This window comes from Bacillus cereus (assembly GCF_002567495.1).
GTDB lineage: Bacteria > Bacillota > Bacilli > Bacillales > Bacillaceae_G > Bacillus_A > Bacillus_A cereus_AQ.
This window is the reverse complement of the sequence record NZ_NVAP01000070.1, coordinates 1-21,696: the sequence shown is the minus strand read 5'-3', so window position 1 is coordinate 21,696 and position 21,696 is coordinate 1. Positions and strand designations below refer to the sequence as shown.

The following is a 21,696-nucleotide window of genomic DNA, read 5'->3' as shown; positions in this document are numbered from 1 at the left end:
TCTTTTCTCTTATTCTAAATTTTAAAAGAAAATAATATTGGGGCGGGAATCCAATACATATTATTAAAATGAAAGTAGTTCAAGTCGGAAGAAGGCACCTTAGGGTGTCTTTTCTTTTTAAAATATATAAGCGCACCATCCCTTTCCTAATAGAGGCCTCCCTTCATGCCTCCTTACAGGGAGAATAATAAGGCCTTTTTTTATTTATCCAATTACCAGGCTCTCAAATGTTTTAAATAGTTACAATACATGTATTGCTTCAATAACATATGATCATTCTTAAGAATGTCATTGAAATGTACCAATAGATGTTAGTGCAGCAAAATAAATTGTGTTATGATGTGAGCAAATATAAAGCTATTTAACGGAGGGATTCACATGCCGCATGTTGTGTTTCGTGGAATTACTACTGAACAATTAAAACGCATAAGCAAGCCATTAGTAGAAGAGCTCGCAGAGATTTGTGAGTGTGGTACGGATAATTTTACCTTAGAACTACCAAGTTCTACGTTTGTATTCAATGGAGAAGAAATAGAAGCGTTTCCTCTTATTGAAGTGAAATGGTTCGAGCGTGGACAGGAAATTCGTGATCGATTTGCCAAGGCCATTACTACATATGTAATGGATTTTGGACTTCCAGAAGTAGAGGTTGTATTTACGGTTTTCACAGAATCAGCGTATTATATTAACGGGAAGCATTGTGCAAGTTAGAGCTATTTGAAAGATTTTTGTAACATTTATAAGGGGTAGAACCACATTGCCATCAAGCTAAGATTTTCAGAAACCACCTAACAAAAATTTTACCTTTTCACAGTTATTCATAAGAGTTTGGCTCATTTTTCCTTTTTTGGATCTTTATTTTTCTTAAGTTGATGGGCATGTGCTGCTCCCCCAATATAGGACTTTTCTTTTTCTCAATGAATAATATTACTTAACACGATAAAATATTTTTCGGATGGGAGTCCAATACATATTATTAAAATTAAGATGGTTTAAGTCAGAGAAAGGCACCTTAAGGTGTCTTTTCTTTATGACCTTTATCATCAACTATTTAAACTATTACATTTGAACAGGGAGGGAATTATGAGTTACGGCGGTTCTTCTCGCGGTGACTTTGGTGGAGGATACTTTTAATAATAAAAAAGGCACTTTTAAATGAGTGCCTTTTCTTTTATTATTTTACTTTTCCCACTAATGCCACGATAGCTTACTGCATAATCTCAATAGGAAAAAGCATTTAAAAATCTATTGAATTACTGAAGAATTCTGTCCTCAACATTGCATCAAAAATGTAAATCCTCATTTTCCTGGTATTGTCCTTTATTAAGTCTTTGTCTTATAAATAACTCTGCGATAATTAAATTTGGTACCCACGCTAACCAAGAAATAACAGCGTAACTAAGTTCAAACTGCTCTAGTCCAAATAGCAATACAAACAAAGGTAGCCAAATTCTTAATGTAACTGCCGCAAAGGTTAAGGAATAATTTCTGATCATCCAATTCCTATGGTCTTGAATTTTTTTACTCTTAATTCTAATTAATGCTTGATATGCTGATGTTAGCCAAAATACGGCTAACAGGCCGAAACCAAGCTTTGCTACCAATCCCCCCATAGCGTAAAAAGATAAGTACAGTCCTGAAACGCCCCCTAATAATATACCAACCATATAGATCCTTCCAACTATTCGATGGCGGTTGATATTCTTTTCTCTAAATTTTGCGGATAATGTAAACGGACCAATTACTAATGCTACTATACTAGTTGTAATATGTATAAATAACATAATGTACCAAAAACTACTTATTTTAGATACATACATAAGCTTCATTTTTACAAGTCCTGTTTGAAAGCCATCCATAATAAAATATTGGACAACAACATAACTAGCTACTAAAACAGCTAAAAAGGTAAATATAAACCAAATTTTCCTATTCAAATTTCACTGCCTCCTCACTACATTTAAAGACATTCGATTATATATTACTGTTCATTCTAGGAAAAAATAGAAATGCCTTTTTTAATTATCTATTCAACACATTGTTTTTTCATCAGAAACAACCCTAATTGATATCTATAAAAGGAGGGATTTAAATATGACATTCAAATCAGAATAGGAGAAGTGCATATGGACAAATAGCTAACGTATTGGATATAGGGTAATAGTATTTACAGCTGGTATGACTTATGGAATGTTACAGTTTGCTGAGGTACCAATGAGTAGTGAGAATCATGCTTTTGCAGCGTCTGATAAAGAAGCATCACCATTTAATGAGCGCTCAACAAACATATCAGACGTAACATCCGTATCAGGATGTAATGAGGTTTCATCCCTATTCATTCTTAATCCCCCCAGTAAATACTAAGCTAGTTCCATTCTTATGAGTAAATATATATATGCCATCAATAAAAGTTCATGATGAATCTCGTATATATGCAAAATTAAACTTATATAAGCTTAACTTGATGGACATGTACTTGCTCCCCTCAAAAGAAAAAAGACTACCAACCTAGTAGTAGCCTTTCAAAATTTCTATATCACTACTTCATAATTGATTTAAATTCACTATAAACAATGAACTTAGGGTATCTTTTCTATATGTAGTAAAAAAACACCTTAAGTGGCAGGGAAGTGTGAATTTGAAATAAAATCACGATATTAACAATGGAACTACAGCAGCCATTAGTTTCTTCACTTTCATACCCCATAAAGTAATTTATTCTTAGTTGGTTTTACTACCGATACTCTTCGCTGCTTCTTCAAACAGTTTTGAACCTTCTCGTGCTTTACTTAATGATTGATGCATTTTACTCTCGTCTTCTTGGTCTAATGCATCAAAGAGAAGTTGGAAACAATCCGCATACAGTTCCATCGATTGCTTTATCTTCGCCTGTTCTCCCTGTAACTCAGGAGGTGCTTGTAGATTCTTCAGTTTCGTTGCAGTTGCCTTTGCTCCACCTAAACTCAGTTGTACTTCACTTTTCTTTTGTTTGTATGACTTTACATCTGAACCTGCTATTCCTTCAATTAATTTCATTGTATCTTCAATTTGAGTAGCACTGTTTATGATATCTGCCTTGTACCTTTCAACATCTGAGCCAGTTACCTTACCAGTTGAAGAACTAGAAGCAGTTGAATTATTTGAAGAAGAACTTTGTTGACTACTTGATGAACTACTATTTGTACCTTCACCTTTCGCTACAGATAAGCTATCCTCTTTCTTGCTATCAGTTGACTTACTCTCTTTCTCTACCTTTTGTGTTTCTTCTTTCTTTGGTTCAGCTTTCTTGCCATCAGTTTCAATTGTAATACAGCCACTCAATAACATAACTGGTAACGCTAAGCTTACTAATTTCTTTGCTTTCATGATTACTAATACCCCTTTATTTGTAAAATTTAGTGCAAACAAGTTAATGTACTTAACTAATAAATTTTCCACAAATAATTTATTAGAACCTACCCCCTATAAACTTACTGTATATTCATAATTTTTCCATATATACTATTTTACAAAGAATTACATATTTGGTCAAAGGTATTTATGTAGTCTTTATGTAGTCTTTAAAGAGAAATTTACTAGACGAAAGGGAAATTTTTACTTTTATCTCTCCATCCACTAAAAGTGTCATTTTTAAATCTTTTCATCACAAAGAAAAGAAGCTAACAATAAATTGTTAACTTCTCAGCTTAAGGAAAAATAGTATCTTTCCTTATCTTCTACTATCTAGATTGTGATTGAATATTTGTAAGATGAACATCAAACATATCAATGATTTCAAGAAACCTATCAGCTTCACGGAAAACATGGTCTGCCAATAATGGATGAATGATACTCTTTATTTTACATTGCTCAATTAAATCACGTGCTGTTTTCTTAAAATCCCGAAGAGATGTAACCGACACACGATTTTGATCTAAAAATTGATCTAACAGAGGAACTGTTTGGGATTGTGGTTTCATAGATTCTAAGTCAATTGCTTGATACATCAATTCATCAAAATCATTGCTAAAATTCCGTGCTGTATCTACAAGCTTTCTTTCCGATGGATCAAGGAGATGGCCAATAAATTTAGCATGGTCTGCCATAATCCTTAGAAAGAAAACATTTTCTTTAATAATAGCATCAGGAAGGGCATCTAATTTACCTTCATTTAATTGTATTAAACGTTTTCTAAAATAATCCGCTTCCCTACTTGTATGGTCAACTAACAGTGGAAAGTTATTTTGTCCTGGCAATTTACATGTGAGAATTAATCCTAAAATTTTTCGTTTAAATCCCCAAATATTAGTTGCGGCTTGCTGTACTTCTGAATTAAATCTTTTTATTTGCCCAGGATCTGTTTCATTTGTATAGGAATACGCTATTTGTTCGATATGTTCAAACAATCGATAAAATTGATTAGCCTCTTCAATTAGCTGAGTATCCTCGCATCTAAATCCCAAGCGAAGAAAAAAAGAATGCTCCTTCATGATTCTAGACCAAAAACGAATTTCATTTAATGAACGCTCAACAAACATTACAGACGTAACACCTGTATCAGGATGTAATGTAGTTTCGTCCCTATGCATTGTTAATCCCCCCAGTACATACTGCGCTAGTTCCATTCTTATGAGTAAAAATACATATAAATACCATCAATAAAAGTTCATGATGAATCTCGTATATATGTAAAATTAAACTTATAGAACCTTAGCTTTATGAACATATACTGCTCCCCCAGAAGAAAAAAGGCTACCACCCAGATGTAAAATTCTACTAGGTGGTAGCCTTTCAAAATTTCTATTAAAGCAATACCGAATCTTTATCACTATCCTGATTACGTTTCTCGCGTTCTTCTTCTAAACGCTTCATATAAACTTCGCCTTCTTTTTCAATAAACTCATTATCCATATCTTGCTCTTTTTTCGAAGTATATAAAACCATGTAGCCACTTAATACGATCCCGACGATTACAAGATACACCCACCATGGTAAAGTTTCCAAATCACTTCATTCCTTTCCTTAGACAAGCCTTATTAGTTTCACTCTATGAGGAAAGAAGTGGATTTATGCTTAAAATTTTATCATTGTGGATGCTTCGCGAAAAATGCTTGTACATATTCCATAAACTCAATTGGTTCCTGACGAAACGGCGCGTGGTATCCTTTTTCAATAATATGAAACGTACTATTTGCAAATAACTGATGATACAGTTCACCATTTTTCCAAGAAACGCTCTTATCGTGTCGTCCCCATATAATTAAAGTCGGCACCTTAATTTTATCTGCTTCCATCGCAATGCGGCGCTCTCTCATTTTCGTAAGCTGATCATAATGTTCTTTATCATCACGACTATTTTTCACTTCATTTTTATTATAATTCGTAATCTCAGTTACAGTTTGTAAGTCCGTCGATAGCGGCGGTACTTCATAACTTTCTTTTTGCTGGAAAGACTCTATCCCTGTAGAATCTGCCAAAATGAGATGCGTCACTGCGTCCGGATATAAATACGCTAAATTCAGGGACATCTCTCCGCCCATTGAATGGCCGAGCACCGCAAACTGATCGTATCCGAGCTTCTTCATTAACTTATAATATAAATTCACTTGCGCAGGAAACGAATACTGAAAATCAACAGGCTTAGAGGAACGCCCAAATCCTAAAATATCAACCGCAATAATCGTATGATCTCGCGCTAGTTCCGGATAAATATCACTAAATCCATCAGAAGAACCACCGAACCCGTGAAGCATAAGTAAAGGAGGTTTTCCCACGCCAATTTGCTTAAAATAAATCGTCTGCCCATCAATTTGTGCCATACTCTCTTTCGTATTCAGCTTCATCATAACAGTATCTTTCACTTCTCCAACCTTCGCAAACGGCTTATCAACGAAGTTACAAACAATTAACAACACGAGTACAATACCGCTAATCAAATAAAACTTAACCCGTTTCAATATTCCCGTCTCCTTTCTCTTGTTGCTATTTAAAGTTTTTACATTTTTTGGTTGTTTTATGTCCTCTTTTTAATTGTAACTAAATCAGTTACAATTAAAACAAAAAATATAACTTATTTCTATTACTGATGGTTACTTTGTAACTATTATAGTTACACATTTAAAGTAAGTCAATTCTTTTCTCTACATGGCCTAAAAATAGAAAGGGACTTCATGTTGAAGTCCCTTTCTTTGTTATTATAGTTGGCTTACTCCGCCGTCTCCTCTATTTTCTGCTGGTGCTCCGCCTGTGTCTCCTCTAGTATAGTCTGGTTTTGCTGGTGCACCTCCGTCGCCTTTATTAAAGCTAACATAGTCTGGTCTTGCTGGTGCTGGAACATCACCGTGCTCCGCTTGTTGTACAAAAGAACTATTTAAACCGACAGATACAATACCAACTAACGCTATACCAGTTACAGCCATACCAATTTTTTTAAACATTATTTTAATGCTCCTCTCTCTATCTTCTTCTCTTTTGCCTGTAATGCTTTGTAAAAATAATCACTTGCTTTCATGTAATTAGCATCCTTACGAAACTTTATTGCAAGTTTTTCCACATACTCCTGAGTGTAACTATATAAAGATTCTTTATCAAAATAAGTAATTCCTTTAAGGATAATTTGCTCTAATTCTTTAATAGGAAGATTACCATTTACTGCTTTTAAAATACTAAAATGATGTATATACTCTTCATTCTCTAACTCCATACAAATATTTAATCCTCTATCAATTAATTCTTCAGCAATGTTTGTTTCTCCCAGTTTAAAATGTTCCCTAGCTTGTAAGAAAATCGCTTTGAAATGTGCTGAGAATTTCTCTGTTACTTCCGAAAGATGTCGAATAGCTAGTGCAGAAAGGTTTTGACTTGCGTATAGCCATCCTAAATTATGACGTACCCTTAAAAGCAATATAGCGTTATCCTGTTTTTGTAGAATATCTATCGCTGAATTTAGACACTCTTCTGCTTGTTCATATTGCTTTATTTGTATGGCAGTTAGTCCTAAAAGATTTTGAGATAAAGCAATATTCATATCTTGTCCTGCTTGATTTGAAAAAATTTCTTTAGCTTTATTTACATATTTTATTGTATTCATTGGTTGCCTTGTATTGTAGAAAAATGCAGAAAGACGATAACAGAATTCCCCATATTCTAATTCATCCGGAATATATTTTATTAGTGTTTTGGCCTTCTCATAACATCTACTTGCATCATTGTAATTTGATATTAGAGTTGCATGCATTGCCTTAAAAAAATAATAGTAATATGACAAACGATTTTCAGACGTTTTATAAATTTCATCAATTTTATCAAAACTATTTTTAGTAATTTGTAAGCCATCCGCCAGCACTTTATATCTAAAATCTAATAAAGAGTAATATAGCCATAAATCCCCATCTTCTTTTACATTAGAAAATTCACTCTCAATATCTTCCTTCATTTCCGTAGCCTTCTCTATATTTTGCTGCAACATTACACGATACCAATCATCTAAAGAATGTTTCATTTGCTCCCGTGTTACTACATCTGCTCCCATACACTTACATCCCCTTTTTTCCAAAATTACAAAATTAGGATTTTTATACAATTATCAAAATTGTATATTACCACTCCTTTTCTATGTATTGAAAAACAATTATCTGAAAATTAAATATTTTAATAAATTATACCAAAGTTTTCCTTTTTAATAACTTGAGAAATAATTGTCAGAAAATTTTATAGACCAAATAAAAAAGCAAGCAGTTCCAGCTATCAGCTAAAACTACTTGCTCTCCTACTTACTATCTCTATTTTTATTCTTTAATAAATTCCTTCGTACTTCTCACTGTATCAATCGGACGAACTAATTTTTCGATTTCTTCGCGTTTTGGCTCTAGGAATGGAGGTAAAGATAATTTTTCGCCAAGTGTTTCGTATGGCTCATCTCCCATAAATCCTGGGCCATCTGTTGCGAATTCAAATAAGATTTGTGGTGCAACTCTTGCGTATAATGATTCGAAGAAGTGACGGTTTACATAGCCAGATGAAGGAAGTCCTACGCTACCGATTCTTTCAATCCATTCTTCTAATACAGCACGATCTTCTACGCGGAATGCTGCATGGTGAACTGTACCAAAACCTTGCTGTGCTTCAGGAAGAACTGTATTATGTTCTACAATGACAGATGCACCGTTTCCACCTTCACTCACTTCAAATAAATAGAATTCTCCTTCTTGAGCAATCTCTTTAAATAATAGAACTTTTTCTAACACTTCTTTGAAGAAACTAAAGTTCGAAATACGGATGAATACAGGGCCTAAACCAGTAATTGCATATTCTAATGGAACTGGTCCGTTTTGCCAAGGTGTACCTGATTCTATACCTTTATCAAGTTCATCTGAAATTAATTGATATTGTTGGTCATCAAAATCAACGAAAGATAGAGTTTTCTTACCAAATTGTTCTTTAATTCCTGTATGTTCTACTTCAAGACGGTCAAAGCGTTTCACCCAATACGCTAGTGCTGCATCAGTCGGAACACGGAATGAAGTTTTTGAAATTTCATTTGTACCGTGTACACCTTTCGGAACACCTGGGAAATCAAAGAATGTCATATCTGTTCCTGCACTACCTTTATCATCTGCGAAGAATAAATGGTACGTTTGAATATCATCTTGGTTTACTGTTTTTTTAACTAAACGCATTCCTAAAACGTGAGTGAAAAACTCATAGTTTTTTTCTGCACTACTTGTAATCGCTGTAACGTGGTGTATTCCTTTTAATTGGTTCATTTTATATTCCTCCAATGGTTTTAAATTGTATATTTTCTCTTCTATTATTTCTCTTCAATAGGTGCTAATTTCGCTTCAATTTCTGCTCGCTTTTCTTCTAAGAACGGCGGTAAATCAAGTTTTTCTCCTAAATGTTCCACATCTCCATCAACTGTAAATCCTGGTCCATCTGTCGCAATTTCAAAAAGGATTCCGTTTGATTCACGGAAATATAAGCTTTTAAAATAGAAACGGTCAATGATTCCTGAAGAATGGAAGCCTCTTTGTTTCACCTGTTCTTCCCAATAGGCAAGCTCTGCATCATTTTTCACGCGAATTGCTAAATGATGAATGCTACCTCGGCCCGGCTTTTCAGAAGGACCATCTAAATATTTCACAACGATTTCTCCAAAGGCCTCTCCTTTTATAGACTGAAAAATTGCTTCTTCATCATTTCGGCTAACCTCTGTATAACCAAACATTTCTGTAAGTGTACTCGCCATTTTATCAAGTCTACGAACTGTCATTTCCACAGAACCCATTCCTTGAATTTGATGCTTTGCAGGAACTTCTGACTTCTCCCACGTTTCCCAGTGCTCCACTTTTTCTCCGTTTGAAACGAGTAGTACTAAGCGAAGACCTTCAGCATCCTCAAATTGCAAAGCAGGACGATTTGCATATGTTGTTATTTCACTATGTTCCACACCAAATTCTTCAAATCGTGCTTTCCAGTAATGCAAACTTTCCTCTGAAGGAACAAGTAATCCAATTCGAGTAATCGCATTCGTACCGCGATATGTTCTTCCTACTAAAGGAATTTCAAAAAACGATAATTCCGTACCTGGGCTTCCTGTTTTATCTCCATAAAATAAGTGATACATTGACGGATCATCTTGGTTTACCGTCATTTTCACACGACGTAAACCAAGCACATTTTTATAAAAGTGATTATTTTCATTTGCATTTTTCGTAACCATTGAAATGTGATGATGCCCTTTAATTTCATACATCGGTCATTCCTCCGTTTCGTTTTACTAGTCAAGTGATGATTAAAAAAATAATATGCCTTTTAGCTTTTCAATTTATTCTCATTATATTTTGTAGCTTAGTCGTAGTTTTTTACTCAATAAGCTGTATCGAATTCATTCATAAATTACTTTATTTTGTAAACCGAAAGTAAATGAGTATATGTTTTTCAGATGACTCATTCCCTTTCGTTACTATCACTTTACATCTCAAGTGATTAAAAAGCAAGTAAAAAATCTCGAATTTGAGATATTTTTTTAGTTAAGTACCATTTCCGGCTAGATAATAGTTAGTTTCTATATGTTATTTCATTTAATTTTTATAAAAAAACAGCCTCACTAAGTTATTACCACTTAATGAGGCCATTCGATTCACACTATTAATTATGGAACGTCGGTTTATAGAACGAACGATTATCAAGTGCAAAGACACGCTCAGTGTATTCACCTGGTTTTGTGCGTCCTAATGCGCGGTCCATCATGTTCATTTTTGCATCTAAGTTATCGATGTAGTGCAGAATTTCTGCTTCTTTTACTAATGGTGGTTTTGGGCTACCCCATTCTGCTTTTCCATGGTGAGAAAGGACGATGTGTTGAAGAATTAATACTTCTTCTGCATCGATGTTCAGCTCATCTGCTGCTTTACCAATTTCGTTCACCATAATAGAAATGTGGCCTAGTAAGTTTCCTTCTAACGTATACGTTGTAGAAATTGGGCCAGATAGTTCAATTACTTTACCAAGGTCATGTAAAATAACGCCTGCATATAGTAAGTCTTTATCTAATGATGGGTATAGATTTGAAATAGCTTTCGCTAAATCAAGCATCGATACGACGTGATAAGCTAGTCCAGATACGAACTCATGATGATTCTTTGTCGCTGCTGGATATTCTAAAAATTCATTTTGATGCTTATTTAATAAATGTCTTGTTAGACGCTGTATGTTCGGGTTTCTCATTTCAAATATGTATTGCGTAATTTTCTCAACCATATCTTCTTTTTTCACTGGTGCTTTTTCTACGAAATCTGAGATGTCTGTTACTTCATTTTCATTCGCAACACGGATTTGTTTCACACGTAATTGAATACGGCCTTTGTAGTTTAAAATATCCCCAGCTACTTTAACGATTGTTTCTGCTACATATTGTTTCTCAACTTCTGGTGATACGTCCCATAGCTTCGCTTCAATATCTCCACTTGGATCTTGTAAGATTACTGTTAAAAATGGCTTTCCATTACTTGCTAGACCTTTTGTCGCTGTTTTAATTAACAAGAAAACATCGACTTGTTCACCAACTTCATACTCTGCAATTTTCTTTTTCATTCGAATTCCTCCACCAAATCAGTTACTTTTAGTATAGCACACTACAACTCATTTTCTTTACGCATATGTGTTAATTTTATAATCTGTTTTTCTGTAAAATACGCAAGTAAATGCGCATGACATGTAAAGAATATGACTTGTCTATCCTTTGCAATTTCCTTTATTAGTTCAATCGTTCGATTCGTCCTTACCGCATCAAAGTGCACGAAACTATCATCAATAATAAATGGATAATCGTGTTCAAATGTTTTCGCAAGTGCAAATCTCAGCGATAAATATAACTGCTCCGCTGTCGCTTGGCTTAGTTCATGACTGTAAAAACGCATACCGTCGTTACGCTCAACTATGAACGGCTCTGACTCTGACGGTGAAAAGATTTTACTATAGCGTCCGCCCGTTAAATACACAAAGTACTCTTCTGATTTTTGTAAAATACGTGGCAGATGCACTTCATGATAATATTGCTTCGTTTTCGTTAACACCGTTTTTGCGGCCGCATACGCAGCCCACTTCTTCACTTGTTCACGCACTTGCGCTTTTTTCATTTCCCATTCGTGTAGTAAATCACCGTACGTACTTCCTTCTTCTAAATTCGCAATTTCCATACGATGCTTCGCAATACGCTCTGTTAGTTCTTTCTCTTTCATAAGACAGTTTTGCGCGACTGTCATTTCTCGCTTTAATTTCTCATCATAACCGTCAGCTTCATAATGTTCAGCTAATGATAAACTCGTTAAACGCTGTTCTAATAGATCAATTTGCGGTAATAAACGCCCTACTTGCTTCTCAGCATCTTCACGTTTTTCTGCCAGTTTACCTGCTTCTAAAAACATCTCTTCATCTGTAGAATGTGCGATATACCATAAACTATCTCGTTCTACTAACAGTTGTTTCAATTGCTCTTGCATGAACTCATACTCTTCTTGCCATTCAGCAAGCTTCTCTTTCAGCTGCTTACAAGTTTGGCGCTTTTCTTTCTCATTTTGCATACGGATTTGCGCCTCGTGCAGCTTACTATACTCCGCACTACCGATAACAGTTTCTAGTTTATGTTCAAAATGCGAAATCATTTCATATAATGAAGATTTACGAGCGTCTTGTTTCTCTAACTCCCGATATAATTGCTGCATTTTTTCCATACGCTCAAACGCTGGCAATATGTGCGCATACGTATAAAACTCAGGGAACGTATAGCGCATTTTATACACATCTACTTGTTCGCTAATGCGGAACGTTTCTCGTTCCCATTCCTCATACGATGAAACGACTTTATCATACGCTCGCTCCATTTGTTGTAACTTATATGACTCACGCTCAAATAGCTTACGAATCTCTTCATCTTTTTCTAATTGATAACGAACTGTCATCGCTTCTTCACTTTGCCTTCCGCCAGCACTTTGCTGAAGAGTAAGAAGTTCTTCTTGTAATCCACTCGACGGATCTTTATATAAAACAAGGGCAAGAACAATCCCTACAAAAACAATGACACTAATAAATAAGAGCGCTCGGTTATCTATAAATAAGCTTGTGAATAAAACGCCTGTGTTAATAAGAAGTAACAGAAGACAAACTCTTTGCCACTGTTTTTTCTTTTGCATAGCTACTCCTGCTTTTTCCTCATACTTACGCTTCATTCTCTCTGCGCCCATACCGATAAACGCCGCATCTTGGAACGATTTTTCTTTCTCAGCTAACGTATTTCGCTCTTCATCAGCTAACATTTGTTTCTGGATCTGTCTTATATTTTCTTCTTGTTCTTCTAATTGCTCTTGCGCTACTTTAAAACGATCATCGAGCTGTGCTTTTTGCGTTTCTAATTCACGCGCTTTTTGCACGGTTTGCGTAATTAATTCCTTCGTTGCTAAACTCATATCAAACGAAAGAACCGTTTCTTTTTCAAAAGTAGCACCGATTTGTTGCTCTAGTTCTGCGATTTCTTCTTTTATATTCGCAATACTTCCCGTCATATCACGCATTTCTTGGCGCGCATTTTCATAAGACATGTGCTGCATACGGAGTTCTTCTACGTGACTTTCTTTTTGTAAAAACGCTTCATCTATTTGAATCGATTCCATTTCCAATTGCACATTCTCTATTTTCTTATGGAGTGAATCAACTTGTAATTGAAGCGGCTCCATCTTCGCCTTAATCGCTTCATAGCGCGCCATCCCGTTTACAGGAAATTGCCCGCTCTCATTTTCTAACACTTTCTCGTACGCACGCTTTTCAATAACGAGTGGTTCAAGCGCTGCTAATATTTCATAATCTTGCTTTCGTTTTTCTGCACTCTCTTTTTCCACGCGAACAGTAGCTAGCTTCTCTTCACTTTCTTTTAACTGCTCGACTTGTTTTTCATACGTGCCAATTTTCTCTTGCCATTCTTTCATCTTCTCTTCAAGCTTCTTCATTTCTTGCAGTGACACGTTAATTTCTGGTTTACGCCCGCTCGGCTTAAAGCGCTGATCCATTTCTTTTTCTAGCTTTTTATCTAGCTGTAATAATGCATCACTTCCGACTGCGCTTGCTGAAAATAAATAATTTCCGATGTCCGCTTCGCCGAGCTGATGAATATTTTGAAGACCATGCATATCAAATGAAAAGACAGATTCAAATAAACTTTCATTCATCCCGCTTAATATATCGTGTAAAATCTCTTCGCCGCCCGTTTTCCCGTCTTCAAAATAAACGGTCACCTCGCCAGCTGCCGTCTTTGGCAATCGTTCAATTTTCAAATGGCCATACTTCTCTGTTTGTACAGTCAGCGCACCGCCATACTTGCCGCCTTCTTTCGGCTCATAACGGCGCTGTCCTCTCGTTGGAAAACCGAATAAAATACTTTTCATAAATGAGCGAATTGTCGATTTCCCCGCTTCATTTTCACCGTATAACACCGTCAGCAACGAAAGATCCATTTCCACATTTTCTAATTTTCCGTACCCATAAATATGGAGTTTTTCAATTCTCATTTTTTATCCCTCTCTTGCTGGAATAATTGCTCTAAAATAATATTTTCTGCTTCCTTTTGAATCTCTTTCTTCTCTTCTTCTGTAAAAGATTCAATACTATTACGCGCTACAGGAGACGTCCAAATCGTGCGCAATACCCCGTCCATATTTGTGAAAGCTTCTAATTCTTGCAACACACTACCGACGAAATGATTTTCCGCTTTCAAACGTTCGATTTCCGCAAAAGAAACCGTCTCATTTTTCCACTTCATCGCATATACGAAATCTTTTCGCTCTTCGCCAGATGCTAAAATATGAAAAATCTCTTCCACTCGTTTCTCATCACGCAAATAAGGAGAAAGTGGGCCCTGCCCTGTAAATACGACAGTTAAAAGCGTCCCTTCCTCTTCTCTTCTGCATTCATCCATCATAGTTGACGCTACCGTCATAAGATCATCGACAGTTTCAAGTCCATCAATATTTACTTCTATCTCATCCCATACAACATCTGCCGTATGGAAAAATGAGCACTGCGTTCCTTGTTTCGTAAGTTCAATAAGGTACGCACCCTTCTCACCTGTTTCCTTACGATGACGACCTTGTATATTACCGGGATAAATAATATACGGCTCTTCTGATAAAATTTCACGTTTATGTATATGGCCAAGAGCCCAATAGTCAAACTGTTTTTCTTTCAACTCACGAATTTGAAATGGTGCATAGCGATTATGCTCTGCATCTCCTTCCACACTTCCGTGAAGCATACCAATATGAAAAGGCGCATCACTCATTTTCGTATACTGTGCTGTCATATTATCCGTTACCGCTTGCTGCAAATAACTAAACCCGTAAATAGAAGCTAACAACTCACCATTTTTATAAAATGATTTCTCTTCTACATAAGGCTCTGTAAATACATGCACATTTTCCGGAAACTCAATCGCTGCCCAGCTTCCTCCTAAATGATCATGGTTACCATGAATAATAAAAACGGGAATATCGTACTGCGAAAGTCTCTTCATTTGCTCACGCACAAACACTTGCGCCCTCAAACTTCTCGTCTCCGCATCATACAAATCCCCAGCTAGTAATACGAAATCAACGCGCTCTTGAATCGCTTTATCAACAATACGCTCAAATGATTCAAACGTACTTTGCTTCATTCTCTCCCAAACAGACTGCGCTACATTCATTTCCATCCCTTTAAACGGACTATCCAAATGCAAATCAGCCACATGTATAAACTTCACTTGTTTCACAAATAACGATCCTTTCTATGTTTCAAAAGTTTCATCTTATCAGCATTAAACTTGCGGAAAACTAATAATCATCAAGAATAAAAATATTCTCGATGATTAAAGTTTCATTCTATTTTACCACGCAATGTCATATATTTCTTTGCATATTCTAGTGATTTATGCCAAAATAGTTATAAGATTCTGATTTTTAATTATTGGAGGGAATTTTCATGGGAGTATACGTTCTAACAGTCTTTGAAAAAGATGGTTCAAAAGCATTAGATGAATCATTCGAGGCGGCAACTGAAAAAGAAGCGAAAGCAAAAGGTGAATCTATTTTACAAGAAAAAGGATTGCATGAAAAAACACATCGCTGTACGTCTTCTGCAGGTAAGCTCGTTTTATTCCAGCGCTAAAAAAAGAAGCGTCATCCGCTTCTTTTTCACTCTACTATATCTTCGTCACACCACGTAAACGCCACATCTAGAATGCGATTACCGATACGTACGCGCTTATTCCATTTTCCTGTTTGGATCTGATGTTGCAATTCTGCTTTCATCTTTTCCGTCCAGTCGTGAATCGTTTCACTACCAGCGTACGGATATACGCTTGGAAACTCTTTCTGCAAAAGATGCAAACTCTCTGCATCAAAATGAAAATGAAAGAAGTAGTTTGCTGTAAGCGATGGTTCTTGCAAACGTAAAAAATGATCATCAATTTGCTTTCTATTTCTATAGAAAGTAAAGATATTCACTTTACCGCTCGTAATTTGGTCAATTTGAATTTCGTGCTTCTCTATAATCACGTCTTGCCCACCTCGTTATATACTACCTTTAGTATATATGTCTTTTGCAACAAAGTTAACCATTTTCGCGCGAAATTCATTTCCTTCATTATAATTCCTGTACCTCCAAGTACAATCAGAACAAATAAAAACAAAGTTGAAGGGGAGCGATCACATGTATTTCGGAAGCAAAGGTTGGTATGTAAAAGAACTTAAAAAATTAGGTATTCGTACTTATGAAGGTAAAAAACTAGAATCTTATCGTACGCATATTTTATCTAGTTTACTTGAGAGAATGAAGAAGGCTTCGGCTTAATAGAATAGCAAGAAGTAAACCTGAATATTGGTACATGATAAAAAACACCTCCTTAATTCGCATACTAAGTATGCAAATTAAATGGAGGTGTTTTTATCAGTCTCGCTTTTTCAGTGAGCGCTTCAGTTTTCATAAAATATTTTTTGTTTCCGCTGGAACGGATAAGTTTTAATCTCAGCTGCATCTAAATTTTCATGGAATAAATGAATGGCTATAATTTGTCTACAATCGTAGGTATGGTAATAATATGTTCCAGATTCCATACACATTGCACTCGTATAGATGGTATTATCTAATGTACCATCTTCTGTTATTACTCCCCCTTTAGGAACCTCACAATTTGATAAGATATGAAAAATGGCCGATATACCCTCTTCTTCGTTATCTATACCTTGAATATTTTGTTTTCCATATGCTGCCCGCACAAATCTTGATGGCGGGGTGAAATCTCCAGGAAGTCCCATCGATCCGGAACCTTGGCCAAAAGCACTTAATGGTACATTTCCCCACTCGGTTGGCGCAAATGGCTGTGATTTAAGTCCAATATATTGTCTTAAATTTTGTAAATGCCAATTAAATTCCGGGCTATTAGTCATCACTCCTAGTGGATTGTCATACATTTTTAGTCCCTCAGTTGTCGGCTCAAGTACAATGCACTCTCCCCATTTATCTGCTAAAATCCAATGTAGCGGTGGAGTAACTCCTAAAACTGGTAATGGTACATCTATAAGGGAAATGTTATCAACAGATTTTTTCAACTCTTCAACAGAATTGAACTGTGTGAGGCTCCAAAGCACAAAATCAAATGGTGCTAAATTCGTTTTATTGTCATCTATACTGTTACTATAAGTAGCGAATCCTGGGAAATAGAGAGTTGCACATGTCATACCAGCTTCATTAACTCCGTCCGCCATAATGACCCTTCCTTCATGATTAATTCCCATTCCGACAACAGCCTTTTTCGCTCGGATCGTTTCACCAGTTATATTGTTCCACTGATAACGCCGAGGAATAATTATTACTTCCTGATTCATATCTAATGTGAAATCCATTGTTCTCGCAAAAAGGTGCTGGTGATTTTTGGTTTCCAACGTCAAACTAGTACACATGAAGAAATCCCCCCATTTTATAGTTATATACACATTTTATAAAATTCTGATAAATACGTAAATTAAAAACTCTATTTATCACTAACAAAATAATCACCCAAACCAAAAATGCTATAATTAACCCAATCAAACTAAGGGGGAACAATTACTTTGCTTGGAACATGCATTCAATTTCATGAGTTTGGTAATCCGAAAGATGTATTACAGGTTGAATATAAAAATATAGAACCACTTAAAGATAATGAAGTTTTCGTTCGCATGCTAGTTAGACCGATTAATCCATCTGACTTAATTCCAATAACCGGAGCGTATGCACATAGAATTCCATTACCTAACATACCTGGTTATGAAGGTGTTGGTATTGTAGCAGATGTAGGAGCTTTTGTTTCTAGAGACCTTATCGGTAAACGTGTGTTACCGTTACGAGGGGAAGGTACTTGGCAAGAATATGTGAAGACGTCAACTGACTTTGTAGTACCTATTCCTGATTCCATTGATGACTTCACAGCGGCACAAATGTATATTAATCCTCTTACGGCGTGGGTTACGTGTACAGAAACGCTAAACTTAAAACGTAATGACGTTTTATTAGTGAATGCTTGTGGATCAGCTATTGGGCATCTATTTGCGCAGTTATCACAAATTTTAAACTTTCGATTAATTGCAGTTACAAGAAATAATAAACATACAGAGGAATTACTACGCCTCGGTGCTGACTATGTAATAGATACTTCCACTACCCCACTTCATGAAACAGTTATGGAATTAACAAACGGAAGAGGTGCAGATGCTGCGATTGATTCTATCGGAGGATCCGATGGAAATGAATTAGCTTTCTCCTTACGTCCAAACGGGCACTTTTTAACGATTGGTCTTCTATCAGGCGTACAAGTAAACTGGGCAGAGATTGTCACGAAAGCAAAAGTGCACGCGAACATATTCCATTTACGACATTGGAATAAAGACGTGTCACCTTATAAATGGCAGGAGACGTTTCGTCACTTAATTCGTTTAGTAGAAAATAAACAATTACGTTTTATGAAGGTACATTCTACGTATGACTTAGCGGATGTAGAATCTGCGGTTGATGTTGTGCAGTCTGCTGAGAAAGCGAAAGGGAAAGTGTTTTTGACGAGTTATTAAATACAATGGAAGTCTTTTTGATTGACCTTTTAAATAGACTAGGTAGTACGTTTAGGAACAACAAATTGTAAGTATCTGGTACAATTCTATTAAAAGGTGAAAGGAGATTCTAACATGTGGTTACTCACGGTAATTGCGCCTGTTGTAATAGTCGGAGGAATTGTAGTATACGTGATTGGAAGGCTTAAACATAAATATAACAACGGTAACTTAGGTAAGAAAAAATCAAAAAACGCTCAAGTTTTATTAGATAGTTTCATACCAATGGGAATGCTTTTAGGGTGTTTGATCGGTATAATTATCGGCATATTTTCCCCAGATTCTTTACTGCTTTCAGTTAGTTTAGGAGCCGGAATAGGCTATTTATTTGGATTTTTTGCTTATGAAATTTATAGTAAGACAGGAAATAATTTTTCATAATCTAAAAGGAATAGGCGAGACAGTATATATTAGTCGTATAAAATATGTACTGTCCTTTATTTTTGCATCAACGTTATCAGCCTACCTTTCGCCTACTATACACCTTTTTAATTGATTTTTCTCTCCTCCCTCTTTCGCATATCCGCTTTTTGTTTTCATAGGATCTATATCCAAAGTAAAGTAAAGCACATGTAATAACGGAACCTAAAACATATCCTAAAAAGCACCCTAACCAAAACATAATGTAACTGCCCCCCATGCATTAGAACTTTTATGTACTATAACTCTTTTGAGCCATCTAGTACATCTGCCCTTATCTTATTTTCTACACTTATAAAACTCCATCAACTCTTCTTCATTTTAACTTTAGCCATGAACAAAAGAAAAATAAAAAACTCCCCTCAAAGCATAAACTTCAAGGGGTGAGCCTGTTTTTTATTTACTTATATACGTACAGCTGTACCACTTACAGCAACCATTAACATTCCATCACGAACAACTTCGTAATCTACGTCAATACCAACGATAGTGTTCGCACCTTTTTGTTTTGCAAGTTCTTTCATTTCGTCCATCGCAATATCACGAGCTTCTTTTAGCTTACTTTCATAAGCACCAGCACGGCCACCGACAACATCACGAACTGAAGCGAATAAATCACGGACAATGTTTGCACCCATAATAGCTTCACCATTTACAATATCAATATACTCAATAATCTCTTTACCTTGAATTCCAGAAGTTGTTGTTACAATCATGACTGACACTCTCCTAATAAGTTTTAGTTTTGATAAGCTTTCTTATGACTTTATTATGACATGGAAAAAGTATCTAATCTATTGAATTACCTTACATGAATGTGACAATTTTGTAAGAGTGAACTATTATTTTCTCTTCTCTTTACAATAGCTACCTAAATTAACAGAAAATTGTTATAATTAATTATAAGGAGGGATAATATGAAAAAACTCACTTATATATGTGCTCTAAGTGTTCTATCTTTCACTTTAATTGGTTGTACAAACACCTCGGCTATGGATAAGGCTTCACAAACTAAGCCAGAACATATACAAAATACATTTCAATTAAATTCCGCAAATATTACAGACATTGAATTACTCAGAACAACAAATAATACTACTTCCAAATCTCAAACAGACAATGAAGAAATGATAAAATCTATCGTTTCGGCAGTTCAAAATGGAACACCAAAAACAATCACTTTAGATCAAAAAAAGAGACAATCCGCCCATTCTACTATAACCGTTACATATAAGGATGAATCAAAGGAAGAGTTTCTATTATGGGTTGATAATAAGGAACAAATTACGATTGCTAAAGATGAGAAGAAAGATAAGGTAGAAGGTGTGATAGTGAATATTAAAGATGCGAAAATGATGAAGGATTTCTTTTAAAATTCTAATGTAGTTAATAATAAAAAAAGAGTAGGATGACCAAAGCCATAACTCATATCAATTCCCCCTTTCATTTACAATTAAGGACAAGCATTCCTTATAATATATAATGCTATTATTATTTTAGTAAAAGGTATAAAAGCGGATTTCTATCTATATTTTTAGATATTTCATTTTTCATTTATTCGCTCTTAAAGAATAAAGTGAAACTTTAATCAGCTCTCACCAATCGGGCTGCCCGGCAAAATAGGATAATATAAATTCTCCTATTTTTCCTTTGAACTCCTACTAAGAATAAATAAATCTATTTTGAAAAGGACTTGCTCCATTCATTCGTAAAAGCATAAAGTAAATGGAATCCGTTAAAACACATGAGTGATCCCTTGGTTTTCCCTTCCTATTAAAAGGAGGAACTGTTATGGGCTTTGGTGGTAGTTGTGGCGGCTGTGGCTTCGCTGGTGGATTTGCTTTATTAGTTGTATTGTTTATTTTATTAATCATCGTTGGAGCTGCTTGCTTCTGCTAAAAAACTATCAGAAAAGACACTTTTATATAAGTGTCTTTTCTTCATAAAAAAACCACGAAATGTGCAGTTCAAGTGTAACTAATACTTTAAAAATGTAGTATTACATTCGCCCTCCAAAATGAACTTCGATGCTATAAATTTCGTTTAGGTGCGGCCTTAAAAACTTAACTTGATACCAATCATGAAATCCTATTCCAGACAATCTAGTAAACATCCCAATAATTGCTATCGCAGCAAAGTAAAACAAACTGGACAACCTAGATTTCAAACTGTAAGATTAGATGTTGGTGAAATCGGGCAGCAAAGCATATATAGAAAATAGGTGTTAATTTTGAAAATCAATAAAAAATTTGAACCATTAATTTTTAATATCTTTATGATTTTAGGTATATCTAGTATTATCTCTTTCGTCATGGTTTCAATGAATGTTGGATATACAGCTTTATTTCTCAAATCATGGATGAAAACATGGGGAATTGCTTTCGTACTTGCATTTTTAGCTTCTAAATTACTACCCTTTGTAGTTAAAAAGATAATGAAAATATTCACATTTGTTGAGAATGATGCTTAAAAATAAAGTAATGCACTACGTCGGTTCATTCCGATTAAAAGAGTTTATTATCACAAAAACTTAACCTAGTAAAATGTTTTAAACCGAAGGAAGACACCTTAAAAGTTGTCTTTTCTTTATATGTAAAAAAACCCGTCTATTTGAAGTGAACCCGAATAG

The 21,696-nt window shown here is 35.3% G+C and carries 23 protein-coding genes; 8 read left to right on the top strand and 15 right to left on the bottom strand.

Annotated elements, in window-relative coordinates:
* The first annotated feature begins 378 nt into the window (after positions 1-378).
* On the top strand, positions 379-711 hold the full coding sequence (locus COK05_RS28310; protein WP_001120967.1) for a DUF1904 family protein: 333 nt from the start codon (positions 379-381) through the stop codon (positions 709-711).
* A 572-nt stretch (positions 712-1,283) separates the two neighbouring features.
* Here COK05_RS28310 and COK05_RS28305 read toward each other — a convergent pair.
* From COK05_RS28305 to COK05_RS28245, 12 genes are all read right to left on the bottom strand, one after another.
* A complete protein-coding gene (locus COK05_RS28305; RefSeq protein ID WP_098615178.1) occupies positions 1,284-1,937 on the bottom strand; it encodes a DUF2306 domain-containing protein in 654 nt (217 codons plus the stop codon).
* A gap of 784 nt (positions 1,938-2,721) precedes the next feature.
* Complete coding sequence (locus COK05_RS28295; protein WP_098615177.1) at positions 2,722-3,366, bottom strand: DUF7018 domain-containing (lipo)protein; 645 nt, start codon at positions 3,364-3,366, stop codon at positions 2,722-2,724.
* Positions 3,367-3,719: 353 nt separating this feature from the next.
* A complete protein-coding gene (locus COK05_RS28290; RefSeq protein ID WP_098615176.1) occupies positions 3,720-4,568 on the bottom strand; it encodes a DUF2935 domain-containing protein in 849 nt (282 codons plus the stop codon).
* A gap of 214 nt (positions 4,569-4,782) precedes the next feature.
* Positions 4,783-4,983: a sporulation YhaL family protein gene (locus COK05_RS28285; RefSeq protein WP_000449223.1), complete on the bottom strand. Its 201-nt coding sequence runs from the start codon at positions 4,981-4,983 to the stop codon at positions 4,783-4,785.
* A gap of 80 nt (positions 4,984-5,063) precedes the next feature.
* Positions 5,064-5,936, bottom strand: a complete 873-nt coding sequence (locus tag COK05_RS28280) for an alpha/beta fold hydrolase (RefSeq protein WP_141539287.1) — start codon at positions 5,934-5,936, stop codon at positions 5,064-5,066.
* 237 nt (positions 5,937-6,173) lie between these two features.
* Positions 6,174-6,416 (bottom strand): Phr family secreted Rap phosphatase inhibitor, encoded by a 243-nt coding sequence (locus tag COK05_RS28275; RefSeq protein WP_098615174.1) that lies wholly within the window; start codon positions 6,414-6,416, stop codon positions 6,174-6,176.
* The gene (locus COK05_RS28270) at positions 6,416-7,510 is read right to left on the bottom strand and encodes a tetratricopeptide repeat protein (RefSeq protein WP_098615173.1); all 1,095 of its coding nucleotides are present in this window, start codon (positions 7,508-7,510) and stop codon (positions 6,416-6,418) included. The genes COK05_RS28275 and COK05_RS28270 overlap by 1 nt, the downstream gene beginning before the upstream one ends.
* 256 nt (positions 7,511-7,766) lie before the next feature.
* Entirely contained in the window at positions 7,767-8,744 is a 978-nt protein-coding gene (locus COK05_RS28265; protein ID WP_098615172.1) for a ring-cleaving dioxygenase, read from the bottom strand.
* 44 nt (positions 8,745-8,788) lie between these two features.
* A complete protein-coding gene (locus COK05_RS28260; protein WP_098615171.1) occupies positions 8,789-9,733 on the bottom strand; it encodes a ring-cleaving dioxygenase in 945 nt (314 codons plus the stop codon).
* A gap of 395 nt (positions 9,734-10,128) precedes the next feature.
* Positions 10,129-11,073 (bottom strand): 3'-5' exoribonuclease YhaM, encoded by a 945-nt coding sequence (gene yhaM, locus COK05_RS28255; RefSeq protein ID WP_000726650.1) that lies wholly within the window; start codon positions 11,071-11,073, stop codon positions 10,129-10,131.
* Positions 11,074-11,114: 41 nt separating this feature from the next.
* Positions 11,115-14,039, bottom strand: a complete 2,925-nt coding sequence (locus tag COK05_RS28250) for an ATP-binding protein (RefSeq protein ID WP_098615170.1) — start codon at positions 14,037-14,039, stop codon at positions 11,115-11,117.
* Positions 14,036-15,277: a metallophosphoesterase family protein gene (locus COK05_RS28245; protein WP_098615169.1), complete on the bottom strand. Its 1,242-nt coding sequence runs from the start codon at positions 15,275-15,277 to the stop codon at positions 14,036-14,038. Before COK05_RS28245 ends, COK05_RS28250 begins: the two co-directional genes overlap by 4 nt.
* Before the next feature lie 209 nt (positions 15,278-15,486).
* Between COK05_RS28245 and COK05_RS28240 the strand changes: the two genes are divergently transcribed.
* Positions 15,487-15,672 (top strand): YhzD family protein, encoded by a 186-nt coding sequence (locus COK05_RS28240; protein WP_000539550.1) that lies wholly within the window; start codon positions 15,487-15,489, stop codon positions 15,670-15,672.
* Between the two features lie 26 nt (positions 15,673-15,698).
* On the opposite strand, the gene COK05_RS28235 is transcribed toward COK05_RS28240, so the two are convergent.
* Positions 15,699-16,061 (bottom strand): hypothetical protein, encoded by a 363-nt coding sequence (locus COK05_RS28235; protein WP_098615168.1) that lies wholly within the window; start codon positions 16,059-16,061, stop codon positions 15,699-15,701.
* Positions 16,062-16,215: 154 nt separating this feature from the next.
* Here COK05_RS28235 and COK05_RS28230 point away from each other — a divergent pair, with 154 nt between their 5' ends.
* Positions 16,216-16,356, top strand: a complete 141-nt coding sequence (locus COK05_RS28230) for a YflJ family protein (protein WP_000273535.1) — start codon at positions 16,216-16,218, stop codon at positions 16,354-16,356.
* 122 nt (positions 16,357-16,478) lie between these two features.
* Here the strand turns inward: COK05_RS28230 and COK05_RS28225 are convergent, their stop codons facing one another.
* Positions 16,479-17,465 (bottom strand): choloylglycine hydrolase family protein, encoded by a 987-nt coding sequence (locus COK05_RS28225; protein ID WP_098615167.1) that lies wholly within the window; start codon positions 17,463-17,465, stop codon positions 16,479-16,481.
* A 150-nt stretch (positions 17,466-17,615) separates the two neighbouring features.
* Between COK05_RS28225 and COK05_RS28220 the strand changes: the two genes are divergently transcribed.
* Both COK05_RS28220 and COK05_RS28215 read left to right on the top strand, forming a co-directional pair.
* The gene (locus COK05_RS28220; RefSeq protein WP_098615166.1) at positions 17,616-18,608 is read left to right on the top strand and encodes a zinc-dependent alcohol dehydrogenase family protein; all 993 of its coding nucleotides are present in this window, start codon (positions 17,616-17,618) and stop codon (positions 18,606-18,608) included.
* A gap of 114 nt (positions 18,609-18,722) precedes the next feature.
* Positions 18,723-19,028, top strand: coding sequence for a hypothetical protein (locus COK05_RS28215; protein WP_098615165.1), 306 nt, complete (start codon positions 18,723-18,725; stop codon positions 19,026-19,028).
* A 443-nt stretch (positions 19,029-19,471) separates the two neighbouring features.
* On the opposite strand, the gene COK05_RS28205 is transcribed toward COK05_RS28215, so the two are convergent.
* On the bottom strand, positions 19,472-19,783 hold the full coding sequence (locus COK05_RS28205) for a YbjQ family protein (protein ID WP_098615164.1): 312 nt from the start codon (positions 19,781-19,783) through the stop codon (positions 19,472-19,474).
* A 201-nt stretch (positions 19,784-19,984) separates the two neighbouring features.
* On the opposite strand from COK05_RS28205, the gene COK05_RS28200 reads away from it, so the two are divergent.
* The 3 genes from COK05_RS28200 to COK05_RS28190 all read left to right on the top strand — a co-directional run bounded on the left by COK05_RS28200 (position 19,985) and on the right by COK05_RS28190 (position 21,537).
* Complete coding sequence (locus tag COK05_RS28200; RefSeq protein ID WP_098615163.1) at positions 19,985-20,440, top strand: hypothetical protein; 456 nt, start codon at positions 19,985-19,987, stop codon at positions 20,438-20,440.
* A 418-nt stretch (positions 20,441-20,858) separates the two neighbouring features.
* Positions 20,859-20,966, top strand: a complete 108-nt coding sequence (locus COK05_RS28195) for a YjcZ family sporulation protein (protein ID WP_000505670.1) — start codon at positions 20,859-20,861, stop codon at positions 20,964-20,966.
* A 331-nt stretch (positions 20,967-21,297) separates the two neighbouring features.
* The gene (locus COK05_RS28190) at positions 21,298-21,537 is read left to right on the top strand and encodes a DUF2798 domain-containing protein (RefSeq protein WP_000700224.1); all 240 of its coding nucleotides are present in this window, start codon (positions 21,298-21,300) and stop codon (positions 21,535-21,537) included.
* Positions 21,538-21,696 lie beyond the last annotated feature (159 nt).

Excerpts from the sequence above, each read along its gene's own strand:
- COK05_RS28310 (WP_001120967.1), top strand. The coding sequence starts at position 379 with ATGCCGCATGTTGTGTTTCGTGGAATTACTACTGAACAATTAAAACGC.
- COK05_RS28295 (WP_098615177.1), bottom strand. The coding sequence starts at position 3,366 with ATGAAAGCAAAGAAATTAGTAAGCTTAGCGTTACCAGTTATGTTATTG.
- COK05_RS28290 (WP_098615176.1), bottom strand. The coding sequence starts at position 4,568 with ATGCATAGGGACGAAACTACATTACATCCTGATACAGGTGTTACGTCT.
- COK05_RS28275 (WP_098615174.1), bottom strand. The coding sequence starts at position 6,416 with ATGTTTAAAAAAATTGGTATGGCTGTAACTGGTATAGCGTTAGTTGGT.
- COK05_RS28270 (WP_098615173.1), bottom strand. The coding sequence starts at position 7,510 with ATGGGAGCAGATGTAGTAACACGGGAGCAAATGAAACATTCTTTAGAT.
- COK05_RS28265 (WP_098615172.1), bottom strand. The coding sequence starts at position 8,744 with ATGAACCAATTAAAAGGAATACACCACGTTACAGCGATTACAAGTAGT.
- COK05_RS28260 (WP_098615171.1), bottom strand. The coding sequence starts at position 9,733 with ATGTATGAAATTAAAGGGCATCATCACATTTCAATGGTTACGAAAAAT.
- yhaM (WP_000726650.1), bottom strand. The coding sequence starts at position 11,073 with ATGAAAAAGAAAATTGCAGAGTATGAAGTTGGTGAACAAGTCGATGTT.
- COK05_RS28250 (WP_098615170.1), bottom strand. The coding sequence starts at position 14,039 with ATGAGAATTGAAAAACTCCATATTTATGGGTACGGAAAATTAGAAAAT.
- COK05_RS28240 (WP_000539550.1), top strand. The coding sequence starts at position 15,487 with ATGGGAGTATACGTTCTAACAGTCTTTGAAAAAGATGGTTCAAAAGCA.
- COK05_RS28230 (WP_000273535.1), top strand. The coding sequence starts at position 16,216 with ATGTATTTCGGAAGCAAAGGTTGGTATGTAAAAGAACTTAAAAAATTA.
- COK05_RS28225 (WP_098615167.1), bottom strand. The coding sequence starts at position 17,465 with ATGTGTACTAGTTTGACGTTGGAAACCAAAAATCACCAGCACCTTTTT.
- COK05_RS28215 (WP_098615165.1), top strand. The coding sequence starts at position 18,723 with ATGTGGTTACTCACGGTAATTGCGCCTGTTGTAATAGTCGGAGGAATT.
- COK05_RS28205 (WP_098615164.1), bottom strand. The coding sequence starts at position 19,783 with ATGATTGTAACAACAACTTCTGGAATTCAAGGTAAAGAGATTATTGAG.
- COK05_RS28200 (WP_098615163.1), top strand. The coding sequence starts at position 19,985 with ATGAAAAAACTCACTTATATATGTGCTCTAAGTGTTCTATCTTTCACT.
- COK05_RS28195 (WP_000505670.1), top strand. The coding sequence starts at position 20,859 with ATGGGCTTTGGTGGTAGTTGTGGCGGCTGTGGCTTCGCTGGTGGATTT.